Origin of the sequence: Methanofastidiosum sp., assembly GCA_020854815.1 — an archaeon.
GTDB lineage: Archaea > Methanobacteriota_B > Thermococci > Methanofastidiosales > Methanofastidiosaceae > Methanofastidiosum.
In genome coordinates this window covers 1-18,828 of sequence record JAHKLW010000100.1, presented here as the reverse complement: position 1 = coordinate 18,828, position 18,828 = coordinate 1, and the positions used below count along the sequence as shown (strand labels likewise).

Sequence of the window (18,828 nt, the reverse complement as noted above, 5' to 3'; positions counted from 1 at the left end):
GTTCCAGATAGCCCTAAGGGAGCTAGGGATAGAGCATATACTTTCAGGCGTAAGCCATCCCCAGACAAACGGGAAGATTGAAAGATTCTTTGGAACGCTTGAGCAGAAGCTAAAATACTTCAAGTCGATAGAAGAGTTCATGAACTTCTACAACAAGAAACGGCCACACATGAGCTTAAATCTTGACGTGCTTGAGACGCCGGAAAAGGCATTTTACAGAAGGCTAGAATCTGGCAGTAATTTGCCAGATACTACCTAAAATAGGGGAGATTTTTTAATGAAAGGAAAAGGAAATAATTACAGGATAAGACACAATTTTTTGGCAACCAATAGCCTTATAAAGGATTCAATGCCCTTCAACTAGGGTAAGACTATGAGGGGGAATTTATTTTGGCTATCAAGGAACAACAAAGTTCCAAGAAATGCCTTCAAGGAATTTAAGAACTAGTATAAAAGAAATCCACCTTGACTATTTTGACCCATTAATTATTTACTCCTCAATAAGAGAAGAGTTTGAATCTGAAAGTTTTCTTTTGGAATCTGTTGAAGGAAATAAGAAAACTGCAAGATATTCTTTTATCGGATTTGATCCTATATTTTCGTTTAGGTCAAAAGGGGAAAATATTAAGGTTAATGGTAGCAAGGAAAAATCAAAAGATCCGTATGGATATTTAAGAGAACTATTCTATAGTTTCAATGCAGGAACTAGCAATATACTGCCTTTTTCTGGAGGGATGGTGGGATATTTTTCCTACGACACTGTAAGGTTTTTTGAGAAGTTGCCTGAATTGGCAAAGGATGATTTAGGGCTACCTGATGCGCACTTCATAATTCCATCACAGATAATCTGTTTTGACCATATAAATAGAAAAGTCTTTTTGATTTCACATGAGAAAACAGACAATATAGAAAAACTGATTAATCCCACAAACACAGAACTCGATTTGGGCACTCTTACAATTGGAAAAACAAGGCCAGTTACACCCAAGGAAAAATACATTTCTTCAGTTGAAAAAGCAAAGGAGTATATAAAAGACGGAGACATATTCCAGACTGTACTATCAAGACGTACTGAAGTTAATTTTAAAGGCGATGCCTTTGAAATGTACCGAGTTCTAAGAAGCCTAAATCCATCTCCTTATCTGTTCTATCTAGATTTTGATGAAACAAATATTGTTGGGTCTTCTCCTGAGATGCTAGTTAGATTGGAAAATAGAACTTTGACTACTAGGCCATTAGCGGGCACAAGACCTAGATCAAAAGATGTAGAAGAAGATGAAAAACTTAAGGTAGATTTACTTACAGATGAGAAAGAAAGGGCAGAGCATGTGATGCTAGTCGACCTTCACAGAAATGACATGGGGAGGGTCTCAGAGTATGGTTCCGTAAAGGTAGATGAACTCATGGGTATAGAAAAGTATTCGCATGTACAGCACATCGTTTCAAATGTCACAAGTACATTAAGGAAAGACATGGACTGTTTTTATGCATTAAAATCATGTTTTCCTGCAGGAACTGTGTCAGGAGCTCCAAAGGTAAGAGCAATGGAGATCATAGAAGAGCTTGAGCCCGTTAGAAGGGGCCCTTATGCGGGAGTAGTTGGCTACTTTGACTTTTCAGGAAACATGGACTTTGCAATAACAATCAGAACAGTTTTCACAAAGAATAACAAGGCATACCTCCAAGCTGGAGCTGGGATTGTACTAGATTCTATACCAGAAAAAGAGTTTGTTGAAACTGAAAATAAGATGGGTGCAATGATAAATGCTCTAAAAGGGGGGAGTCTATGACACGTGTACTAATTATAGACAATTACGACTCCTTTGTTTACAACATAGCCCAGTATCTAGGATTTTTTGGAGCTGAAATTGTTACCAGAAGAAACGATATCAAGCTAAAGGAGGCTGTGAAGGTTAAGCCTGACCTGATAGTTTTAAGTCCAGGTCCAGGCCACCCAGTGGATTCTAAGGTAACTCTAGAAATACTCTCTACAATGAGCAAAAATATACCCACGCTGGGTGTGTGTCTTGGGCATCAAGCGATAGGTGAGGTATTTGGGGGAACGGTAACTAGGGCAAATAGGATCATTCATGGTAAGACATGCTCTATCTACCACAATGGAAAAGATCTGTTCAATGAAATTCCAAATCCTATAAATGCGACAAGATACCATTCTCTAATCATAAATAACGAAGGCCTTCCCGACTGCCTTGAAGTCACGGCTGTAACTGACATAGAAGAAATTATGGCAGTAAAACATAAAGAGTACCCAATATATGGTGTGCAGTTTCATCCTGAATCTATACTGACACAATCGGGAAAAGATATCCTTCTTAACTTCATGAAGGTGTCTTTATGATTACTGATTCAATAAAGAAACTAGTTTTGGGCCAAACTCTTGAAGAATCTGAGATAACAAAAGCAATGTTTCAGATAATGGAAGGCCAAGCCACTCCTGCTCAAATTGCATGCTTTCTAACAGCCCTTAGAATGAAAGGTGAATCTGCATCGGATATTTACGCAGCAGCGAAAGTTATGAGGGAAAAAGCTAGCCACATATCCATTCCGAACAATGCCATGGACCTATGCGGCACGGGGGGAGATGGATTACAAACGTTCAATGTCAGCACTACAGCTTCCTTCATAGTGGCTGGAGCAGATATACCAATCGCAAAACATGGAAATCGTGGAGTTTCTAGCATTTCAGGGTCCGCAGATATTTTAGAAGCTTTGGGGGTAAACACGACCCTTGAACCTTTAGAAGTTGAGAAATGCATAAATAAAATTGGTATAGGATTTCTTTTTGCACCGATTTTTCATAAAGCAATGAAACACACAGTAGTTGTGAGAAGGGAAATAGGTATAAGAACGGTTTTTAATATACTGGGGCCTATAACTAATCCTGCAAACGTGAAGTATCAGCTTTTGGGAGTATACGACAAAGACCTAACTGAAAAATTAGCGGAAGTCCTGAAAAGATTTGGGGCAATAAATGCACTTGTAGTCAATGGGTCAGGTTTAGATGAAATAACAACAACTGAAAAGACAAAGATTTCTGAGCTAAAAAATGGTTCAATAAAAACTTATTATCTAACACCAGAAGAAGTTAACATACGAAGAGCTAAAATCAAAGAGCTCAAAGGTGGAACTCCGGAAGAAAATGCTAGGATAACTCTTGAAGTGTTAGAGGGCAATGAGTCCCCCTACACAGATATCACCGTTCTAAATGCAGGTGCAGCCCTTTATATTTCAGGCAAGGCAAGCGACATAGCATCCGGGGTAGAAATAGCAAAAGAAATTCTCGAAAGCGGAATACCAAAAAGAAAACTTGACAAGTTAATTGAGTTCACATCAAAGTACAACAAGGTGTTAAATGAAGCTTCAGAGTAACTTAAGCTCTGCTGTCGAGGAGATAATAAGCTGTAAACTAAAGAGAGAGAACAGAGCAGTAATTGGCGAAGTTCCTTTGATAGATGGGGGTGATGTGGAAGGGGTAAGAGCATTATCTTTTCCAGAGCATGCCCTACCTTTATCAAAGCCATACAAACTAGTTTCAAGAGAGTATAACAAAGAAAATACAATCATAGACTTAGACGGCATCCAAATAGGCGGCAAAAAGATTGTTGTAATGGCAGGACCGTGCACAGTTGAAAGCAAAGAGCAGATTATTGACATTGCAAAAGAAGTAAAAAGTTCAGGGGCCACAATTCTAAGGGGTGGTGCATTTAAACCACGTACAGCGCCAAAAGATTTCCAGGGGCTTGGAAAAGAAGGTCTTAAATTCCTGGTAGCCGCAAAGGAAGAAACTGACCTTCCAATATGCACCGAAGTTATAGATACGAGAGATGTAACTCTTGTATCCAAATATGCAGATATTCTACAAGTTGGAACAAGGAACATGCAAAACTACCCCTTATTGAAGGAGCTAGGGAAATGTGACAAACCAGTACTTCTAAAACGTGGAATGTGGGCAACTTTGAAAGAATTTCTATCGGCCACCGAGTACATTTTAGCAGGGGGGAATGAGAATGTTATTCTATGTGAGCGAGGGATAAGAACATTTTCTGATTTTACAAGAAATACCTTGGACTTGAGTATTGTTCCCGTATTGAAGGCCGAAAGTCATCTACCTGTGATTGTCGATCCTAGTCATGGCACTGGTAGAAGAGATATTGTAAAACCAATGGCATTTGCTGCAATTGCTTGTGGTGCAGATGGTATTAATATTGAAGCCCATACTGCCCCACAGAAATCAGTAAGCGATGCCGATCAGACGATAAGTACCTTGGATCTTAATGGATTGATGAGGGAGTTAAAGTCCATATCAAGGACATTTGGACGGGAGATATAGAATGAATAATTCAGAATATGAAAGAGTCAAGACACTAACTAGAGAGGGAGTTAAAATGAGACTCAAGAATAGTCTAGGTGCTGCTGTTGGAGAAATTATTGAAAACAAACTCATCGTAGAAGTAAAAAAGAAGAGAAGTTTATATAACTTCCTAAAGGAAGGTAGAAAAAAAGGTATTAGGATAATAGCAGAAATAAAGCCATCTTCACCTTCAAAAGGTAATTTGAAAGCCATTACTATAGAAAACATTGCAGGCATTGTAGAAGAGCTTGAACATGGAGGGGCCAGTGCAATTTCAGTACTTGTAGAGCCAAGAAAATTTAACGGCAGCATGCAGTTTCTGAAAAAGGCCAGAGAAGCTACAGATTTACCGATACTTGCAAAGGGATTCTTTTACACACCAATCCATCTTTCAGAGTGTAGTGTTTTTGGTGCAGATGCATACCTTTCTATGATTAGAGTGCTAGAAACTTTGAAAGTCAATAAAGAAGAGTTTATACAATTCGGACAAAAGCTAGATCTAGAGCCCTTCTTTGAAGCAAACTCTTTGGAAGAGATAAGCTCAGTTCCTTCAATAGAAAGAAGGATAGTTGAGATTAACAACCGAAACATCTATGGAGATTTTGAAATCAATTTATCTAATATCTCTATTGGGAAAAATCTTCCAGAAAAAGATGTTCTTGTAAGCGCTTCAGGTGTATTCTCTGAACAAGACATAGAGGAGCTATTCTGCCTTTCTAATAATCGTCTTGACGCTGTTTTGATAGGAACTAGCATAATGGAATCTGAGGATATAACTGATAAGATAAGGGAGTTTGTAGATAAGGGAAAAGAGGTGGTTAAATGACAAAAGTTCAGGTGTGCGGCATAAGAACGCTTGAAGATGCTCTTATCTGTGAAAAAGCAGACGCAGATTCATTAGGCTTTGTCAATGTCGAAGGCAGAGCAAGAAGCATCTCCCTAGACAATATAAAAAACATAATAGGGGGGATTGGTCCGATGACATTATCCACACTAATTGGATTTCCAAAAAACTCTGAAGAAATCATAAAGAAAGCTGACTTCGTTGGTGCCGATGCTGTTCAGATTTATACTTTGGATACCAACGAGCTAGAGAGAGTGAAAGATTGTGGATTTAGAGTCTATAGGGCCGTTAGTATAGATATAGAAACTGGAAAACTCGAAGTTTCAGTTGAAGACCTAGATTCATTTGCAGAAGCATGCGACATGATTGTTTTCGAACCCTCCTTAAATAAGATTACTGGGGGATTAGGATTACAATATAACTATGAGGGCATGCTAATTCCTTACATTAATTACTGTAGAAGATTTGGAATAGCGGGTGGCCTTAATCCGCAAAATGTAGAGATTGCATTGAAGATTAGGCCTTATTCTGTTGATGTTTCATCGGGTGTCGAATCAAAGTTGGGGGCTAAATCAGAGGAGAAGATAATTGAATTTATCAAGAGGTGTAAGAATTGAAAAATGAAAAAGCGTATTATGGCAAATTTGGAGGTCAGTTTGTACCGGAAACCCTCATGCCAATATTGGAAGAATTAGATGATGCTTACCAGAAGTATTCTAAAGATGAAGAGTTTCAGAAGAAACTTGAGTATTATCTTAGGGAATTTGCGGGAAGGCCCACGCCCCTCTACCATGCTAAAAAACTTACAGAGCATCTTGGTGGTGCAAAGGTCTATTTAAAAAGAGAAGATCTTGCGCATACAGGCGCACATAAGATCAATAACACTATTGGACAAGTACTCTTAGCTAAGACAATGGGCAAAAAAAGGATAATTGCGGAAACAGGTGCGGGCCAACACGGCGTTGCAACGGCAGCCACTGTCGCGGCATTGGGACTTGAATGCGAAGTATATATGGGTGAAGTCGATATTCAAAGACAGGCATTAAATGTCTTCAGAATGAAGTTATTTGGTGCAAATGTAATTCCAGTTACATCTGGATCAAAGACACTTAAGGATGCCATAAACGATGCATTAAGGGACTATATTGCAAACTGTGAAAATACACATTATGTAATAGGTTCTGTTGTAGGGCCACATCCTTATCCTTCAATGGTAAGAGATTTCCAAACTGTAATAGGAAAAGAAGCTAAAGACCAGATTATGGGAAAGGAAGGAAAACTACCTTCCCATCTTATCGCATGTGTTGGAGGGGGAAGTAATGCAATAGGTCTTTTTAACCCATTTTTTGATACAGATGTCAAAATGATTGGTGTTGAGGCCGGAGGCAAAGGAACTGGGATTGGAATGCATGGCGCATCTTTGTGCTATGGGAGCATAGGAGAACTTCATGGAGAACTTAGCTACTTTATTCAGGACAGAGAAGGCCAGATAAGCGAAACTCATTCAATTTCAGCAGGCCTTGATTATCCTGGGGTAGGGCCTGAGCACGCCTATTATAAAGAGATTGGAAGGGCAGAATATGTTGCCATAAATGATGATGAGGCCCTAAATGCTTTTTATCTCCTTTCAAGATTAGAAGGTATACTGCCTGCATTGGAGAGCGCTCATGCTGTAGCTCAAGCATGCAAGATGGCACCGAACTTGGATCCTGACGAATCCTTAATAGTGTGCCTTTCTGGCCGAGGAGATAAGGATGTCAATATTGTTTTAGATTTGGAGGAAAAAAATGAGACTAGATAATCTTTTCTCTAAAAAAGAGCCCGTATATATGGCGCATGTGTACTATGGGGACCCAAACGAGAACTTTTCGAAAAAAGCTATCGTGGTGCTATGTGATAGAGGGGTAGACATAATTGAATTTGGCATCCCCTTTTCTGATCCAACATCAGATGGCCCAGTTTTTCAGAGGGCGTGTGAAAGGGCATTAAAAGGAGGGATGACACCATCAAAAGCAATTGAAGGGATAAGACTTCTCAGGGAATCCGGGGTATCAAATTCTATTATTGTTACTAGCTATTACAATATCGTCTACCACAAGGGAATTGATAAATTTATTGAATCCATAAAAGAAGCCGGTGCAGACGGATTGATTGTTCCAAATGTGCCATATGAAGAAGCAGATCCTCTTTTGGAATCTGGTAATAAACATGGAATTGAAATAATATTCCTTGTTGCACCCACAACGCCAGAAAGAAGATTAAAGGAGATTATCAAGCGTGCAAGGGGGTTCCTTTACGTAGTCTCTGTAACAGGGGTAACTGGCGCCAGAAAAGATATTCAGGATTCAACTTTTGACCTCATCAAAAGAGTCCGTAAATACTCTGACATCCCACTACTTGTAGGATTTGGAATTTCGAAACCGGAACATGCTAGAGATATTATAGCGGCAGGTGCAAATGGGGTAATTACTGGAAGTGCGATAGCTTTGATTTATGAGAAAAATCTTGATAATCCAGAGATGCATTTAGAAGAAATAGGTACTTTTGCCAATAGTATCAAACAGGGATGTAGAGAAGGCATCAGACTAAAAGAGTAGAGTACAGGAAGTAATCGAACAAAAATGCTAGACTATAAATTAAATATTTACTCATTTTTGGGTATCTACCCAAATGTTTATATATTATTTTAATTTTATGATTTCGGCTTTTCAACGAAATCTAATGATTCAAACAATGTCAAAATAAGAAGAGGTGAAAAGAGTTGAACAAAATTAATAAATCAAAATTGATAAGCATTGTAGCTGTATTCTCTGCCCTTGCTTTCGTTGCAACTAGATTTTTACAAATACCAATACTGCAGACTGGGGGATACCTAAATTTTGGAGAAGCGGTAATATACCTTGCTGCAATTGTATTTGGGCCTATTGTCGGGGGGCTTGTAGGAGCCATTGGGCCCGCCCTAGCAGATCTTAGTTCCCCTTACGCTGCATTTGCCCCTTTACTTTTGTAATAAAAGGGCTAGAAGGATTTATAGTTGGAAAAATTGCGGAAAATAAAGAGAAAACTGCCATTAGGATAACTGCAATAATAGCAGGAGGGATAATAATGATAGTTGGGTATTATCTTGTTGAAGTCAGTATTTTTATGATACCACCTGCAGTTGCCCTTATCGAAGTTCCATTTAATATAATCCGAATGTCAGTTGGAGGCTTTGTAGCAATTTTACTTGCAAAGAAAGTTAAAAATTTAAAATACTGAAGATACACTAATAAGATAGATATACTACCAAACCCCACTCCAATGCAACAATTCATGAAGAGACTTGGATTTGACAAGGAGAAATAAATTTTCTTTTTACTTTTATTAAATATTTAATTTTAACTTAGGAATAGTTAAGATAGAAATTTTCTCTTGTAATACCTGACATTCTCCCTCGTCCAGTCTGGCCCTAATCTTAAGGCCACGTACCTCTCGCTGTGCCCCCTCTGTAAATACTCAATGCACTTTTTGATCTGCTGGTCGGTATTTTGAGTTCTTTCCTACCAATAGCTATGGTATCTACTTCATTAGAAATAAACTCTCTCATCTTTCTAAAATCGCCTAAAACTCAATAAATACAAGGATAAAAGCCTTTCGATCGAACTTATGAAAAATGAATGGAAAACTATATAAACTACTTATATAAAAAATAAATGATTTATATGGTTGATAATCTAATTATTTTAGACAACGATGATGCCATTCTTTTAAAAAAGGTATTAGCTAAAAATCTTTATGAAAAAGGATTAGAGCAGGCAAAAATAGCCGGCATACTTAATCTGACTCAGCCGATGGTGAGCAATTATATCTCCTCTAAAGTAGATATTCCTGATAATCTCAAAATGTATGTAGACAAAATACTTACAAAAATTGAAGGGAATGCTAATCTGTATTTTCAAACGAGTATTTCTTTCAGCAAACATTGTGGAGAAAAATATATTGCAGATGAATCTGAGGTATTGTCTGAAGAGAAAAAGGAAATAATTCGTGATTTAACTGATGCATTTTATTTACTTAAAGGAAAAGATATAGGGCATCTACTTCCAGAAGTAAAAATTAATCTGGCATTGAGCAAAAAAAATCCAAACACTCTATCAGATGTAGCCTCGTTCTTAAACGGGATTATAATGTTGGACGACAAGGTTTCATCAATTAACAGCATCCAGTTTGGGAAAAGCAAACATTTAGCCTCCCTTCTGCTGTATCTAAAAAGCATTAATAAGAACATAAAATCCATAATGAATCTAAAATTTGACATATCCCTAAAGAATAAAGGACTGTCATATTCTTACTTAACTCCAGACTACAAGATAGAAGATAACTGCTCTTTTGACATACTACTCCACAAAGGCGATTTTGGCATAGAACCCTGCTCTTATGTTTTGGGAAATTCTGCCAAAGATGTTGCCAATAAAGTTCTCAGCTTATTGTGAGGAAAATATGATTGAAAATGATTTATTAGAAAAAGTTAGGGAGATTAGTCCACTGGTACATCATCTGACCAACTGGGTAACTATATACGATTGTGCAAGCATTACAAGAGCTTTTGGAGCTTTACCTGTAATGGCCCATGCTAAAGAAGAGTGTTATTCCATGGCCATGCTCTCATACTCTCTTGTGTTAAATATTGGCACAATTACTAGTTCGATGCTTGATTCTATGATTTTAGCAGGAAAAGGGGCTAATCAAATGGGCATCCCCATAGTCTTGGACACCGTAGGGGTAGGATCGACTAAATACAGGGAAGATGCCGTTTTACAGATACTCGATGAAGTAAAAATAAACATCCTAAAAGGAAACGCTTCAGAGATTGCAAGATTGTCTGGGAAAAAGGTGAAGACAAGAGGCGTTGAGACCTCTTTTGTCAATTTTGATTTAACTGAAATTGCAAAGAAATTAGCTCGAGAGAGAAAAATGGCAGTTGTGATAACAGAGAAAGAAGATATCGTGGCAGACAAAAACAAGGTATACCTTGTGCACAATGGAGATAAGATGATGAGCGCGGTGGTCGGAACTGGATGCATGGCCGCATCCGTTATTGGGGCATTTGCGGCGATAGAAAAGGATTACGGACTTGCAGCTTCAGTGGCCCTTTCTTGTTTTGGGATAGCTGGAGAATTGGCTGCTAAAAAATCTTCTGGCCCGAGTTCTTTTAAAACATTCTTGATTGATGAAGCATATAATCTTACTTCTGAAAAAATAAGAGAGATGGAAAAAATTGAAATACTTTGATTTTTATTTTATCACAGATTCTACGCTCAGCAAAAAAGGCTTACTAGAAGATGTTAAATCTGCACTCAAAGCAGGGTGTAAGATTATCCAATATCGAGAGAAAGAAAAGCCTGTTCGAAAAATGATTGAAGAAGCACAAGCTATAAAAGAACTCTGCAGTGGCAAAGCCATTTTTCTAGTCAATGATAATGTTGATGTTGCTCTTGCAGTTGATAGTGATGGAATTCACGTTGGGCAAGAAGACATACCTTTAGATCTTGCAAGAAAACTACTGGGCAAAGACAAAATAATCGGAATTACTGTGCACAACGTTCCAGAAGCCCTGCAAGCTGTGAATTTCACGGCCGATTATATAGCCTTGAGCCCTATTTTTTATTCTTCTACTAAAAAAAATGCAGGAATTCCATGTGGGGTAGAAATGATAAGAAAGGTAAAAGAAGTCGTCGATATACCTATAGTTGCTATTGGGGGAATAGACAAAGAAAATGTAGAGCAAACTCTTCAAAATGGTGCAGATTCCATAGCTTGTATCTCTTCTATATTGAATTCAGATGACGTTTATCAGAAAATCATGGAATTTAGAGGTATAATCAAAGGTGCAAGAATGAATAATACTCAGATAGAATATGCAAATGCAGGAATCGTAACTGAAGAGATGAAAACGGTAGCCATTCAAGAGGGAATTCCTATAAATCAATTGATAAGAAATATTAAAGCTGGCCATGCTGTCATTTTGAAGAGTAAAAAACATAAATGCAGACCCATAGGCATTGGAAAAGATCTTAGGATAAAAGTTAATGCCAATATTGGTACCTCGCCTGTTAATAACAACGTTGAAACTGAACTTAAGAAACTTAGCGCTTCGATTAGATACGGAGCCGATACGGTGATGGATTTAAGCACTGCTGGAGATATTCAGAAAATACGTAAGACGATACTTAACAATTCTGAAATACCAGTTGGGACAGTCCCGGTATATCAGGTTTTTTCTGGCATAAACAATGTGGGAGAAATAAAAGAAAGAGATTTTTTAGATTCAATTCAATCACATATCGAAGATGGCGTTGATTTTCTTACATTACACTGCGGAGTTACTAAAGAATGTATTCCGTTATTAGAGAAAAGAGTTACTAGAATCGTTTCCCGTGGGGGAAGTTTAATCCTGAAATGGATGATATTTCACGACAAAGAAAATCCTCTTTATACTAATTTTGATAAAATTGTAGCCATGGTGAAAAAATACGATGTTGTTTTAAGTTTAGGTGATGGATTAAGGCCCGGGTGTTTGGCAGATTCTACAGACGATGCACAGATTGAAGAACTTAAAATATTGGGGTCTTTATCTCAAAAGGCTTTGGATCGGGGCGTTCAGGTTATCATAGAAGGCCCTGGACATGTGCCGTTTAATCAAATCAGGAAAAATGTAGAACTAGAAAAAAAATATTGTAACGGAGCCCCTTTTTACATACTGGGGCCAGTGGTCACGGATATATCCCCTGGTTATGATCATATTGCTGGAGCAATAGGGAGCGCTTTAGCTGCATATCATGGAGCAGATTATCTCTGTTCTATAACCCCCATGGAACATCTTGGATTGCCTGATGTTCAAGATGTAATTGATGGGATTATTGCGTCAAAAATTGCCGCACATTCAATTGACATTGCACACGGTGTTGCACATGCAGAAAGAATAGATTTAGAAATGTCAAAAGCAAGAAGCAATCTCGATTGGAATAAAATGTTTAGTTATTCCATGAATCCAGAAAAAGCAAAAAAATTAAGAGGTAATATAAAAGGTGACTACTGCTCCATGTGTGGCGAATTTTGTTCAATTAAGATTAACAAAGAGTGCAGGAAAAAGATATGAATATTCGAGAGATTGGGGGAGAATTTGAACTAATTAAGAGAATTTCGAGAGATGTCAATGATGAAAACGTAATTAAGGGCATTGGAGATGACTGCGCCGTTATAAAATATAAAAATAATAGCTATCTTCTTATTACGACTGACATGATGGTGGAAAACGATCATTTTTCATTAAAATGGCATACTCCTATTCAAATCGGCAATAAGTTGATGGAAGTCAATGTGTCTGACATAGTAGCCATGGGGGGCACACCAAAATATGCATTTGTTTCAATGTCGATTAAAAAGGATACTCAAGTTGAATTTATCGATGAATTTTATAATGGTCTTTGTGAGTCCACAAAAAAACACGGAGTACATATCCTTGGAGGCGACACAACACATGGAACAGAGTATGTATTCAACATTACTCTTTTGGGAGAGGTTGAAGCTGGACTATTGAGATTAAGATCGGGAGCAAAATTAGGAGACCTCATATGCGTTACAGGAAATTTAGGTGGAAACGCCGCAGGATTAAACTTATTGCAGTTTGGAAAAGAAGGCTTTTTTGACAATTATCTTAAAGTAAAATCTAGAAGTGCAGTAGAGGCCAAGATTATTGCTAAATATGCCACATCGATGATTGATGTAAGCGATGGGTTGGCCAGTGAGATTAAGCATATCTGTGAAGAAAGCAAGGTTGGGGCTGAAATTCTTTATGATAGAATTCCTTTGTCCAATGAAACTATTGCCTCCGGAAATATCCTAGGAATGGACCCTCATGATTTTGCCCTTTATGGTGGAGAAGATTTTGAACTTGTATTTACTATATCTAAGGGTAATATAGACAATTTAAGGGCAAACTTCAATGATTTTACCATAGTCGGAAAAATAGTAAAGGGAGATGTCGCTCTATTAAAAAATAATCAGAAAATTGAACTCAAAAAAGGATATGACCATTTTGAATGATATTCTATGAAAAAAATAATAAATCTCTAGAACTTATGTAATAAAAAATCTGCCTAAATTTTTATTTTCTCATTCGTCTGCTCTTGAATCAAAAATATTAATAATATATTTATATATGCAAAAGTTAAATTAAGCTGGTTCGGGGATTTGTCGATGGTTTTTCCCGAACTACTTTATTATACGACTAAATAGATTTTTATATCTAGGGTTATTAAACGAAATGGCCCTATCTTTTAACAGAAGTTGGAATGCAAAAGTGTGTTTTAATAAAAAATTAAAATATTTTTCTACCCTTTCGCCCATCTCTAACTCTCTTGCAGAGAAGTAACCCCACTCCTCTGTTGGTCCTAAAACTAAGTCATAGTAGATTATGTCGTTTTCTGGATTTCCGTTTATCACTGAGCAGCCTGTTTCATCTCCAACTAGCCTAATCTCGGAAACTTCAGTTGCAAACCAGTGCCAGTCAGTTGTCCCAGGAATGTAGTTCGCATCAAACTCCTGGCCTACAGTATCGCTTGCTTTCGCCCATTCGATATCTACAGGCATGGGATCTCCTCCACCACTTTTGTCGTGTCGGTGGCTGGGAAGACCCACCCTTTCATCTTTCCGATTTCAATCCAGTCGCCCTCAGTTATGAAGACAGAATTCCCTTCAGAATCTGCGATTGTGCAGCCCTCTACCCTCTCGCCGTTGTGGATTGAAGTCGTGCTAAAGAAGGTTCTCACTCGGCCCCCTTCTTCATACCAGTTCCGAATAAGGCCCTACCTTTTTCCCAGATATCACGGAACTCCTTTTCAGTGACGGCGTCGTCATAGAGCGCCTCATCGACCGTCTTAAAAAACTCGGCGAGCTCGTGGATCTTTGTCTTCACAAGCTCCCACCCTGCAAAGGTTCCTATACCAAGCGATACGAGGTACGGGAGGATCTTCGCAAGGACCTCAAAAACCTGTATTTCGGACATCTAAAGTCCTCGATGTCCAATATTATACATTGGTGTTTAAAAAGATTGTCCTTAAGATGTAAGATATTATTTTGTAGAGAAATATAGTCTACTTTAAATATATTTGATAAGAATAAAAATAAGATAGAAGAGTTTATGAATTGAATTTTTTAAGTAGATTAAATGTAATAATCCCCAGTGCAAATCCTATTGCCATATTTGAAATTACAGAAACAACTGCTGTAAAAAGCATTACAAATATCTCATGATACGATTTAATGTCTCGAGCCAACTTAGCAAGTTCGTACGATACATAGAACAACATCGCTCCCACTATGCTCATAGGGAACACAGAAAATAAATTTAGAATTGATTTTGATAAAAATAAGCCTAGACCAATCTCAATGGAGCCCTCCATGATATTTGCACCTCCCGTTCTTGCGCCGAATGTATACTGCCCAGCCAGACCCCCTGCACCATGGCACATCGGAAATCCTCCAAAGAATGGAACTACAATATTAACAACCCCCATATTGAGCAATAATTTCCTCTCAGATACCGGTTTTTCCGGGAAATAATCCTTGAGTAATGCGGTGACTGCTATAACTGCATTTGTCAAAGTAAGTGGTATTTGGGCTATTCCTGCCAAAATCATTCCAGTATAAATGTCCTTGAGAGAAATAGTAGTAACCGGCGGAAGGGTAAATCCTATGTCGATGATACCAGTTAGCTGCCCCTTAAAAATGACCAATAGAATTCCGAATACAAATAATAAAATAGCGGCTGGAAGTCTAGTATTTTTCCTAAATACCAATATAATTAAAATGGCTATGGCGCCGATTAAAATATCGGATTTAAAAAATTCTATCCCAGTTAAAAAAAGGGTAAATCCGAGAGCAAGAGTAATTCCTCTAGCGACAGATTTTGGGGTGTATTTTACAATTTTCTGAATCAGATTTGTAAAATAAAGAAATAGCCATACAATGCCTAGGCCAAATCCTGTGGAGTAGATAAGAGAAGGTGACCAACCTTGTGCGATGGCAACAGTTGCAACTGTTTTTTTAGGTTGTAATGGCATGGGGAGCTTGTATACTAATCCCAAAGATATATTCACAAGCCCCATCATTATAAGAAATCCCGCCGGATTGAGACCATTTACGACTATATAGCCTATAGCCAAAGGCAATAATGTTCCAAAATCTCCCATTGATCCAGCAAGTTCTCTTAGATTGAATTCGAATTCTTTTATTATCATCTAGATCCTTCATTTTTTGGTAGAAATTATATGTACAGGACATGCATTCTCTGCGGCTTTCACGCATTCTGCGATATTGTCACTGACTTCACCTTCAAATTCATTGCCCCCTTGATATTCCTCAGAGATAATTGCGGTTTCGTCAGGGCCTACGCTAAAAACTTCAGGACATTCATTGGAACAAATTCCGCATTTTATGCATCCCTCTTTTATAAACACCTTCAACTTAATCACCTTATGTTTTTTTCACAAACTTTTATTTTTTGTCAGGGGAACACAAACCTTTCTGTTTATATTTCCCTCCATATATGTAACTTCTACATCAATCCCATATATTTTTTTCATGCTCTCATTTGTTATTACTTCGTTAGGCGTGCCCTCATCTATCAAAGATCCGTCTTTCATGATTGCGACCTTGTTAGATACTAAAAATGCGTGATCTGGGAAATGCGAAGTCATGAGAATTGAAAGCCCGTTTTTTGCCATTTGATCAATTACTTCCAAAACTCTAATCTGATTCCCAAAATCTAAATGAGAGGTTGGCTCATCTAGGATCAAAACTGATGGCTGCTGTGCTAAGATTCTGGCAAAAAGGACAAGCTGCCTCTCACCTCCACTAATTTCAGTATAAGGCTTTTTTGATAGATGGGATATGCCAAGTGTTCTGATGGCATTTTCAGCGATCTTATAATCTTTTTCCGATGGAGAAGACATTAAACTTAGGTGAGGAGATCTACCCATAAGCACGATGTCCAAGACCGAAAATGGAAACGTGGAAGTATGTATCTGTGGGATATACCCCATTTCTTTTGCCACGTCGACTTTTTTTAATCCATAAATATTCCTATCGTTTAGAATTACGCATCCTTTTTTGAGTTTTAACAGATTTGCTATGCACTTGATTAATGTAGATTTCCCCGTTCCATTTGATCCTAAAATGCAGAAAATATCGCCTTCTTTCATAGAAAAGTTGATATTCTCAAATACCATGGCCGTTCCATTATACGAGAAAGCTGCATCTTCTAGTTTTATTACTTCTTTCATGACCAACCCATTCCGCTTTTTCTTAATAAATATACAAAGAAAGGTGCACCAACTATAGCTGTTAGAATACCAAGAGGTATCTCTGATGCTATCAGTGTTCTTGCACAGTTATCCACAAGCAAAAGATAGAACGCACCGATAGAAACACATGCTGGCAATAATACCTTATGGTCTGGGCCAACTAACATCCTCCCAACATGAGGTATAATAAGCCCTACCCACCCAATAATCCCGCTGAGGCATACAGACGAAGCTGTTACTATGGTACAACATATGACTATAATCGCTGTCAATCTTTTAGTATCGATTCCAAGAGACGATGCTTCCTCATCTCCCATCGCAAGGATATTTATCTTCCATCTGATCAGTAAAAGTATAATCATACCAATTAGTATAGGTAAAGATACCATAAGTACATCTTTGTTTGAAACAGATGATAAGCTTCCCATGAGCCAGAATACTATGGCGGGAAGTTTTTCATAAGGATCCGCCACATACTTCGTAAGAGATATCAAGGCTGAGAGAAATGCTCCAACTGCCATACCTGCTAGTACCAAAACTAATGTCGATGTTCCCCTGACCATTTTGCTAATTCCATAAGTCATAGCAACTGCAAATAACCCAAAAAGCAATGCAGATAGTTGTATTATGAATGAATTATTCCAAATGAGAATGGCTATTGCAGCGCCAAAGCCTGCGCCTGAGGTAACGCCTAGAATCTGGGGAGAAATAAGCGGATTTCTAAAAAGTCCCTGAAATGATGCTCCAGATATTGCTAATCCCGCCCCAACAAGCATGGCGGCCATAATCCTAGGCAATCTTATCTCGAAGATTACCATATTTAATACGGCGGACCAAGTGTGTTCAATTGGCAAGACTGTAGATGCTAAAATCGTCACGACTTCTAGTGGCGAAGCAGGATATCTGCCAATGAGAAATGATATAAAAAACATGGAAACTGGCAATAAAATTAAAAATATATTTATTGACAGTTTCCTTAGAATGCCTCTTTTTTTCTTAAATAAAAACTCTTTCATGGTTTCACTTCTATTTGTAACTAAAAGATTTCCTAATGCCAAAATTGTGGCTCATCCTCAGTCGTAGGGCGGAATGCTATTCAAAATCCTATTGACTTCATCTTCTGTAAGATCATAACAGTAGAACTTAGAATAGAAATATTTTACTTCTTTGGCAATATTCAAATCCTTAAATTTATTGGGGTGTAATGTTTTGGCAATCCATAGTATCTGTAATGCTGTCTCTGTGCTGTGGAAGTCCCATGTGTATACCCCTTTCGGGCTAATGTATACTTTTCCATCTTTAACTGCTTTTATATCGCTCCAGTTAGGATCCTGTATTATTCTTTGCTTTATCTCACTTGGAGATTGGGCGGCTGAACTTACGATAATTATATCTGGATTCCATTTCTTCACATCCTCTATGGATAAATCCTGAAAAGCGTTTTCCATACCTTCCTCTGCAACGACATTAATGCCGCCACCCATTTCTATCCAAGTTTGTACCAACACATCATGTTTATAGTAGTTCAAAGAACGGGAAGAAATAAAACATACTCTTGGTTTCTGTTCTAATGGGATTTTTGAGGTTACAGTGGAAATTCTTCTGACATTATCATCTACATATTTACAATAGTCATTTGCCTTTTTTTCTGCTTCTCCCCCTAATATTTCTCCTGTTAATTTAATTACTTTTTTTAGTTCGCTATAATTGTTGTAATGAAGCAACTGTACTATTGGAATATTCGTTTCTTTTAGTTCTGATGCTATGCGCCCCATATACCCCAAAGGGCATATAATAATATCTGGATGCGTTTCAATAAGGCTTTCTTTGTTTAATGAATCTGGGCCAAATGGTGCTGGGATTTCATCTATTCTTCGAAATATTTTTTTTAACCAAGGGAGATTTTTTACATAAGGAGAAGCTGCAACAAGTCTATCGCCAGCTCCCAACGCTATTAATACTGCATTATGCGCAGGCCATGTGTCTCCAATACGTTCAACTATACTTGGGATCTCTACTGTATTTTCTGCATGATCAACAATAGTTCTTGTCACAGCTTTCATTAAAAATCACCAAGTCTGCTTTTCTGGATGAAGTATCAAATCAACTTCTTCGTCAGATAGTTTATAGCCAAAGAATGTCTCGTAAAAGTATTTTGTTTCCTTTTCTATATCCAAGTTAGGAAATCTTTCTGGATAAAAAGTCTTAGCCACCCATAAAACATTTAATGCTTCTTCAGGAGCTCGTACGCACCAATAAAACGCACC

Annotated in this window: 24 protein-coding genes; 15 read left to right on the top strand and 9 right to left on the bottom strand. The window is 37.8% G+C overall.

The features are described from left to right. The 15 genes from KO464_11170 to thiL form a co-directional block, all read left to right on the top strand. Nucleotides 1-259 (top strand): integrase core domain-containing protein (locus KO464_11170; protein MCC7573918.1); only part of this gene is annotated, 259 nt, incomplete at its 5' end. 163 nt (nt 260-422) lie between these two features. Further along, nucleotides 423-1,790, top strand: coding sequence for an anthranilate synthase component I (trpE, locus tag KO464_11165; protein ID MCC7573917.1), 1,368 nt, complete (start codon nt 423-425; stop codon nt 1,788-1,790). Then, nucleotides 1,787-2,359: an aminodeoxychorismate/anthranilate synthase component II gene (locus KO464_11160; protein MCC7573916.1), complete on the top strand. Its 573-nt coding sequence runs from the start codon at nt 1,787-1,789 to the stop codon at nt 2,357-2,359. Before trpE ends, KO464_11160 begins: the two co-directional genes overlap by 4 nt. Next, nucleotides 2,356-3,390: an anthranilate phosphoribosyltransferase gene (gene trpD / locus KO464_11155; protein MCC7573915.1), complete on the top strand. Its 1,035-nt coding sequence runs from the start codon at nt 2,356-2,358 to the stop codon at nt 3,388-3,390. Before KO464_11160 ends, trpD begins: the two co-directional genes overlap by 4 nt. After that, nucleotides 3,374-4,351: a 3-deoxy-7-phosphoheptulonate synthase gene (gene aroF / locus KO464_11150; GenBank protein ID MCC7573914.1), complete on the top strand. Its 978-nt coding sequence runs from the start codon at nt 3,374-3,376 to the stop codon at nt 4,349-4,351. Before trpD ends, aroF begins: the two co-directional genes overlap by 17 nt. Nucleotide 4,352: 1 nt before the next feature. Next, complete coding sequence (locus KO464_11145) at nt 4,353-5,198, top strand: indole-3-glycerol-phosphate synthase (GenBank protein ID MCC7573913.1); 846 nt, start codon at nt 4,353-4,355, stop codon at nt 5,196-5,198. Then, nucleotides 5,195-5,833: a phosphoribosylanthranilate isomerase gene (locus tag KO464_11140; GenBank protein MCC7573912.1), complete on the top strand. Its 639-nt coding sequence runs from the start codon at nt 5,195-5,197 to the stop codon at nt 5,831-5,833. Before KO464_11145 ends, KO464_11140 begins: the two co-directional genes overlap by 4 nt. Further along, on the top strand, nt 5,830-7,017 hold the full coding sequence (gene trpB, locus KO464_11135; GenBank protein MCC7573911.1) for a tryptophan synthase subunit beta: 1,188 nt from the start codon (nt 5,830-5,832) through the stop codon (nt 7,015-7,017). The genes KO464_11140 and trpB overlap by 4 nt, the downstream gene beginning before the upstream one ends. Continuing rightward, nucleotides 7,004-7,813, top strand: a complete 810-nt coding sequence (gene trpA / locus KO464_11130; protein MCC7573910.1) for a tryptophan synthase subunit alpha — start codon at nt 7,004-7,006, stop codon at nt 7,811-7,813. The genes trpB and trpA overlap by 14 nt, the downstream gene beginning before the upstream one ends. Nucleotides 7,814-7,977: 164 nt before the next feature. Continuing rightward, complete coding sequence (locus KO464_11125) at nt 7,978-8,226, top strand: ECF transporter S component (protein MCC7573909.1); 249 nt, start codon at nt 7,978-7,980, stop codon at nt 8,224-8,226. Further along, nucleotides 8,205-8,474 carry an ECF transporter S component gene (locus KO464_11120; GenBank protein ID MCC7573908.1) on the top strand — a complete coding sequence of 90 codons (270 nt, stop codon included), beginning with the start codon at nt 8,205-8,207 and terminating at the stop codon, nt 8,472-8,474. Before KO464_11125 ends, KO464_11120 begins: the two co-directional genes overlap by 22 nt. 434 nt (nt 8,475-8,908) lie before the next feature. Beyond that, nucleotides 8,909-9,688, top strand: coding sequence for a hypothetical protein (locus tag KO464_11115; protein ID MCC7573907.1), 780 nt, complete (start codon nt 8,909-8,911; stop codon nt 9,686-9,688). 7 nt (nt 9,689-9,695) lie between these two features. Further along, nucleotides 9,696-10,487, top strand: coding sequence for a hydroxyethylthiazole kinase (gene thiM / locus KO464_11110; GenBank protein MCC7573906.1), 792 nt, complete (start codon nt 9,696-9,698; stop codon nt 10,485-10,487). Beyond that, on the top strand, nt 10,474-12,354 hold the full coding sequence (thiC, locus tag KO464_11105; GenBank protein ID MCC7573905.1) for a phosphomethylpyrimidine synthase ThiC: 1,881 nt from the start codon (nt 10,474-10,476) through the stop codon (nt 12,352-12,354). The genes thiM and thiC overlap by 14 nt, the downstream gene beginning before the upstream one ends. Continuing rightward, a complete protein-coding gene (thiL, locus tag KO464_11100) occupies nt 12,351-13,301 on the top strand; it encodes a thiamine-phosphate kinase (GenBank protein ID MCC7573904.1) in 951 nt (316 codons plus the stop codon). The genes thiC and thiL overlap by 4 nt, the downstream gene beginning before the upstream one ends. 168 nt (nt 13,302-13,469) lie before the next feature. Here thiL and KO464_11095 read toward each other — a convergent pair whose 3' ends face one another. From KO464_11095 to KO464_11055, 9 genes are all read right to left on the bottom strand, one after another. Then, nucleotides 13,470-13,847 (bottom strand): hypothetical protein, encoded by a 378-nt coding sequence (locus tag KO464_11095; GenBank protein MCC7573903.1) that lies wholly within the window; start codon nt 13,845-13,847, stop codon nt 13,470-13,472. Further along, nucleotides 13,838-14,026, bottom strand: a complete 189-nt coding sequence (locus KO464_11090) for a hypothetical protein (GenBank protein MCC7573902.1) — start codon at nt 14,024-14,026, stop codon at nt 13,838-13,840. Before KO464_11090 ends, KO464_11095 begins: the two co-directional genes overlap by 10 nt. Beyond that, nucleotides 14,023-14,262: a hypothetical protein gene (locus tag KO464_11085; protein ID MCC7573901.1), complete on the bottom strand. Its 240-nt coding sequence runs from the start codon at nt 14,260-14,262 to the stop codon at nt 14,023-14,025. Before KO464_11085 ends, KO464_11090 begins: the two co-directional genes overlap by 4 nt. A 133-nt stretch (nt 14,263-14,395) precedes the next feature. Next, a complete protein-coding gene (locus KO464_11080) occupies nt 14,396-15,496 on the bottom strand; it encodes a putative sulfate/molybdate transporter (GenBank protein MCC7573900.1) in 1,101 nt (366 codons plus the stop codon). A 9-nt stretch (nt 15,497-15,505) separates the two neighbouring features. Continuing rightward, complete coding sequence (locus KO464_11075) at nt 15,506-15,721, bottom strand: ferredoxin (GenBank protein MCC7573899.1); 216 nt, start codon at nt 15,719-15,721, stop codon at nt 15,506-15,508. 21 nt (nt 15,722-15,742) lie between these two features. Next, nucleotides 15,743-16,540 carry an ABC transporter ATP-binding protein gene (locus KO464_11070; protein MCC7573898.1) on the bottom strand — a complete coding sequence of 266 codons (798 nt, stop codon included), beginning with the start codon at nt 16,538-16,540 and terminating at the stop codon, nt 15,743-15,745. Beyond that, nucleotides 16,537-17,577 (bottom strand): iron ABC transporter permease, encoded by a 1,041-nt coding sequence (locus KO464_11065; protein MCC7573897.1) that lies wholly within the window; start codon nt 17,575-17,577, stop codon nt 16,537-16,539. The genes KO464_11070 and KO464_11065 overlap by 4 nt, the downstream gene beginning before the upstream one ends. Before the next feature lie 57 nt (nt 17,578-17,634). After that, nucleotides 17,635-18,624, bottom strand: a complete 990-nt coding sequence (locus KO464_11060) for an ABC transporter substrate-binding protein (protein ID MCC7573896.1) — start codon at nt 18,622-18,624, stop codon at nt 17,635-17,637. A gap of 6 nt (nt 18,625-18,630) precedes the next feature. After that, nucleotides 18,631-18,828, bottom strand: a 198-nt coding sequence (locus KO464_11055; GenBank protein MCC7573895.1) for an ABC transporter substrate-binding protein, incomplete at its 5' end; no start/stop codon positions are given.

What these genes read in the sequence shown, in the direction of transcription:
- trpE (MCC7573917.1), top strand. Translation starts at nt 423, where the DNA reads ATGCCTTCAAGGAATTTAAGAACTAGTATAAAAGAAATCCACCTTGAC.
- KO464_11160 (MCC7573916.1), top strand. Translation starts at nt 1,787, where the DNA reads ATGACACGTGTACTAATTATAGACAATTACGACTCCTTTGTTTACAAC.
- trpD (MCC7573915.1), top strand. Translation starts at nt 2,356, where the DNA reads ATGATTACTGATTCAATAAAGAAACTAGTTTTGGGCCAAACTCTTGAA.
- aroF (MCC7573914.1), top strand. Translation starts at nt 3,374, where the DNA reads ATGAAGCTTCAGAGTAACTTAAGCTCTGCTGTCGAGGAGATAATAAGC.
- KO464_11145 (MCC7573913.1), top strand. Translation starts at nt 4,353, where the DNA reads ATGAATAATTCAGAATATGAAAGAGTCAAGACACTAACTAGAGAGGGA.
- KO464_11140 (MCC7573912.1), top strand. Translation starts at nt 5,195, where the DNA reads ATGACAAAAGTTCAGGTGTGCGGCATAAGAACGCTTGAAGATGCTCTT.
- trpA (MCC7573910.1), top strand. Translation starts at nt 7,004, where the DNA reads ATGAGACTAGATAATCTTTTCTCTAAAAAAGAGCCCGTATATATGGCG.
- KO464_11115 (MCC7573907.1), top strand. Translation starts at nt 8,909, where the DNA reads ATGATTTATATGGTTGATAATCTAATTATTTTAGACAACGATGATGCC.
- thiM (MCC7573906.1), top strand. Translation starts at nt 9,696, where the DNA reads ATGATTGAAAATGATTTATTAGAAAAAGTTAGGGAGATTAGTCCACTG.
- thiL (MCC7573904.1), top strand. Translation starts at nt 12,351, where the DNA reads ATGAATATTCGAGAGATTGGGGGAGAATTTGAACTAATTAAGAGAATT.
- KO464_11095 (MCC7573903.1), bottom strand. Translation starts at nt 13,847, where the DNA reads ATGCCTGTAGATATCGAATGGGCGAAAGCAAGCGATACTGTAGGCCAG.
- KO464_11085 (MCC7573901.1), bottom strand. Translation starts at nt 14,262, where the DNA reads ATGTCCGAAATACAGGTTTTTGAGGTCCTTGCGAAGATCCTCCCGTAC.
- KO464_11080 (MCC7573900.1), bottom strand. Translation starts at nt 15,496, where the DNA reads ATGATAATAAAAGAATTCGAATTCAATCTAAGAGAACTTGCTGGATCA.
- KO464_11070 (MCC7573898.1), bottom strand. Translation starts at nt 16,540, where the DNA reads ATGAAAGAAGTAATAAAACTAGAAGATGCAGCTTTCTCGTATAATGGA.
- KO464_11065 (MCC7573897.1), bottom strand. Translation starts at nt 17,577, where the DNA reads ATGAAAGAGTTTTTATTTAAGAAAAAAAGAGGCATTCTAAGGAAACTG.
- KO464_11060 (MCC7573896.1), bottom strand. Translation starts at nt 18,624, where the DNA reads ATGAAAGCTGTGACAAGAACTATTGTTGATCATGCAGAAAATACAGTA.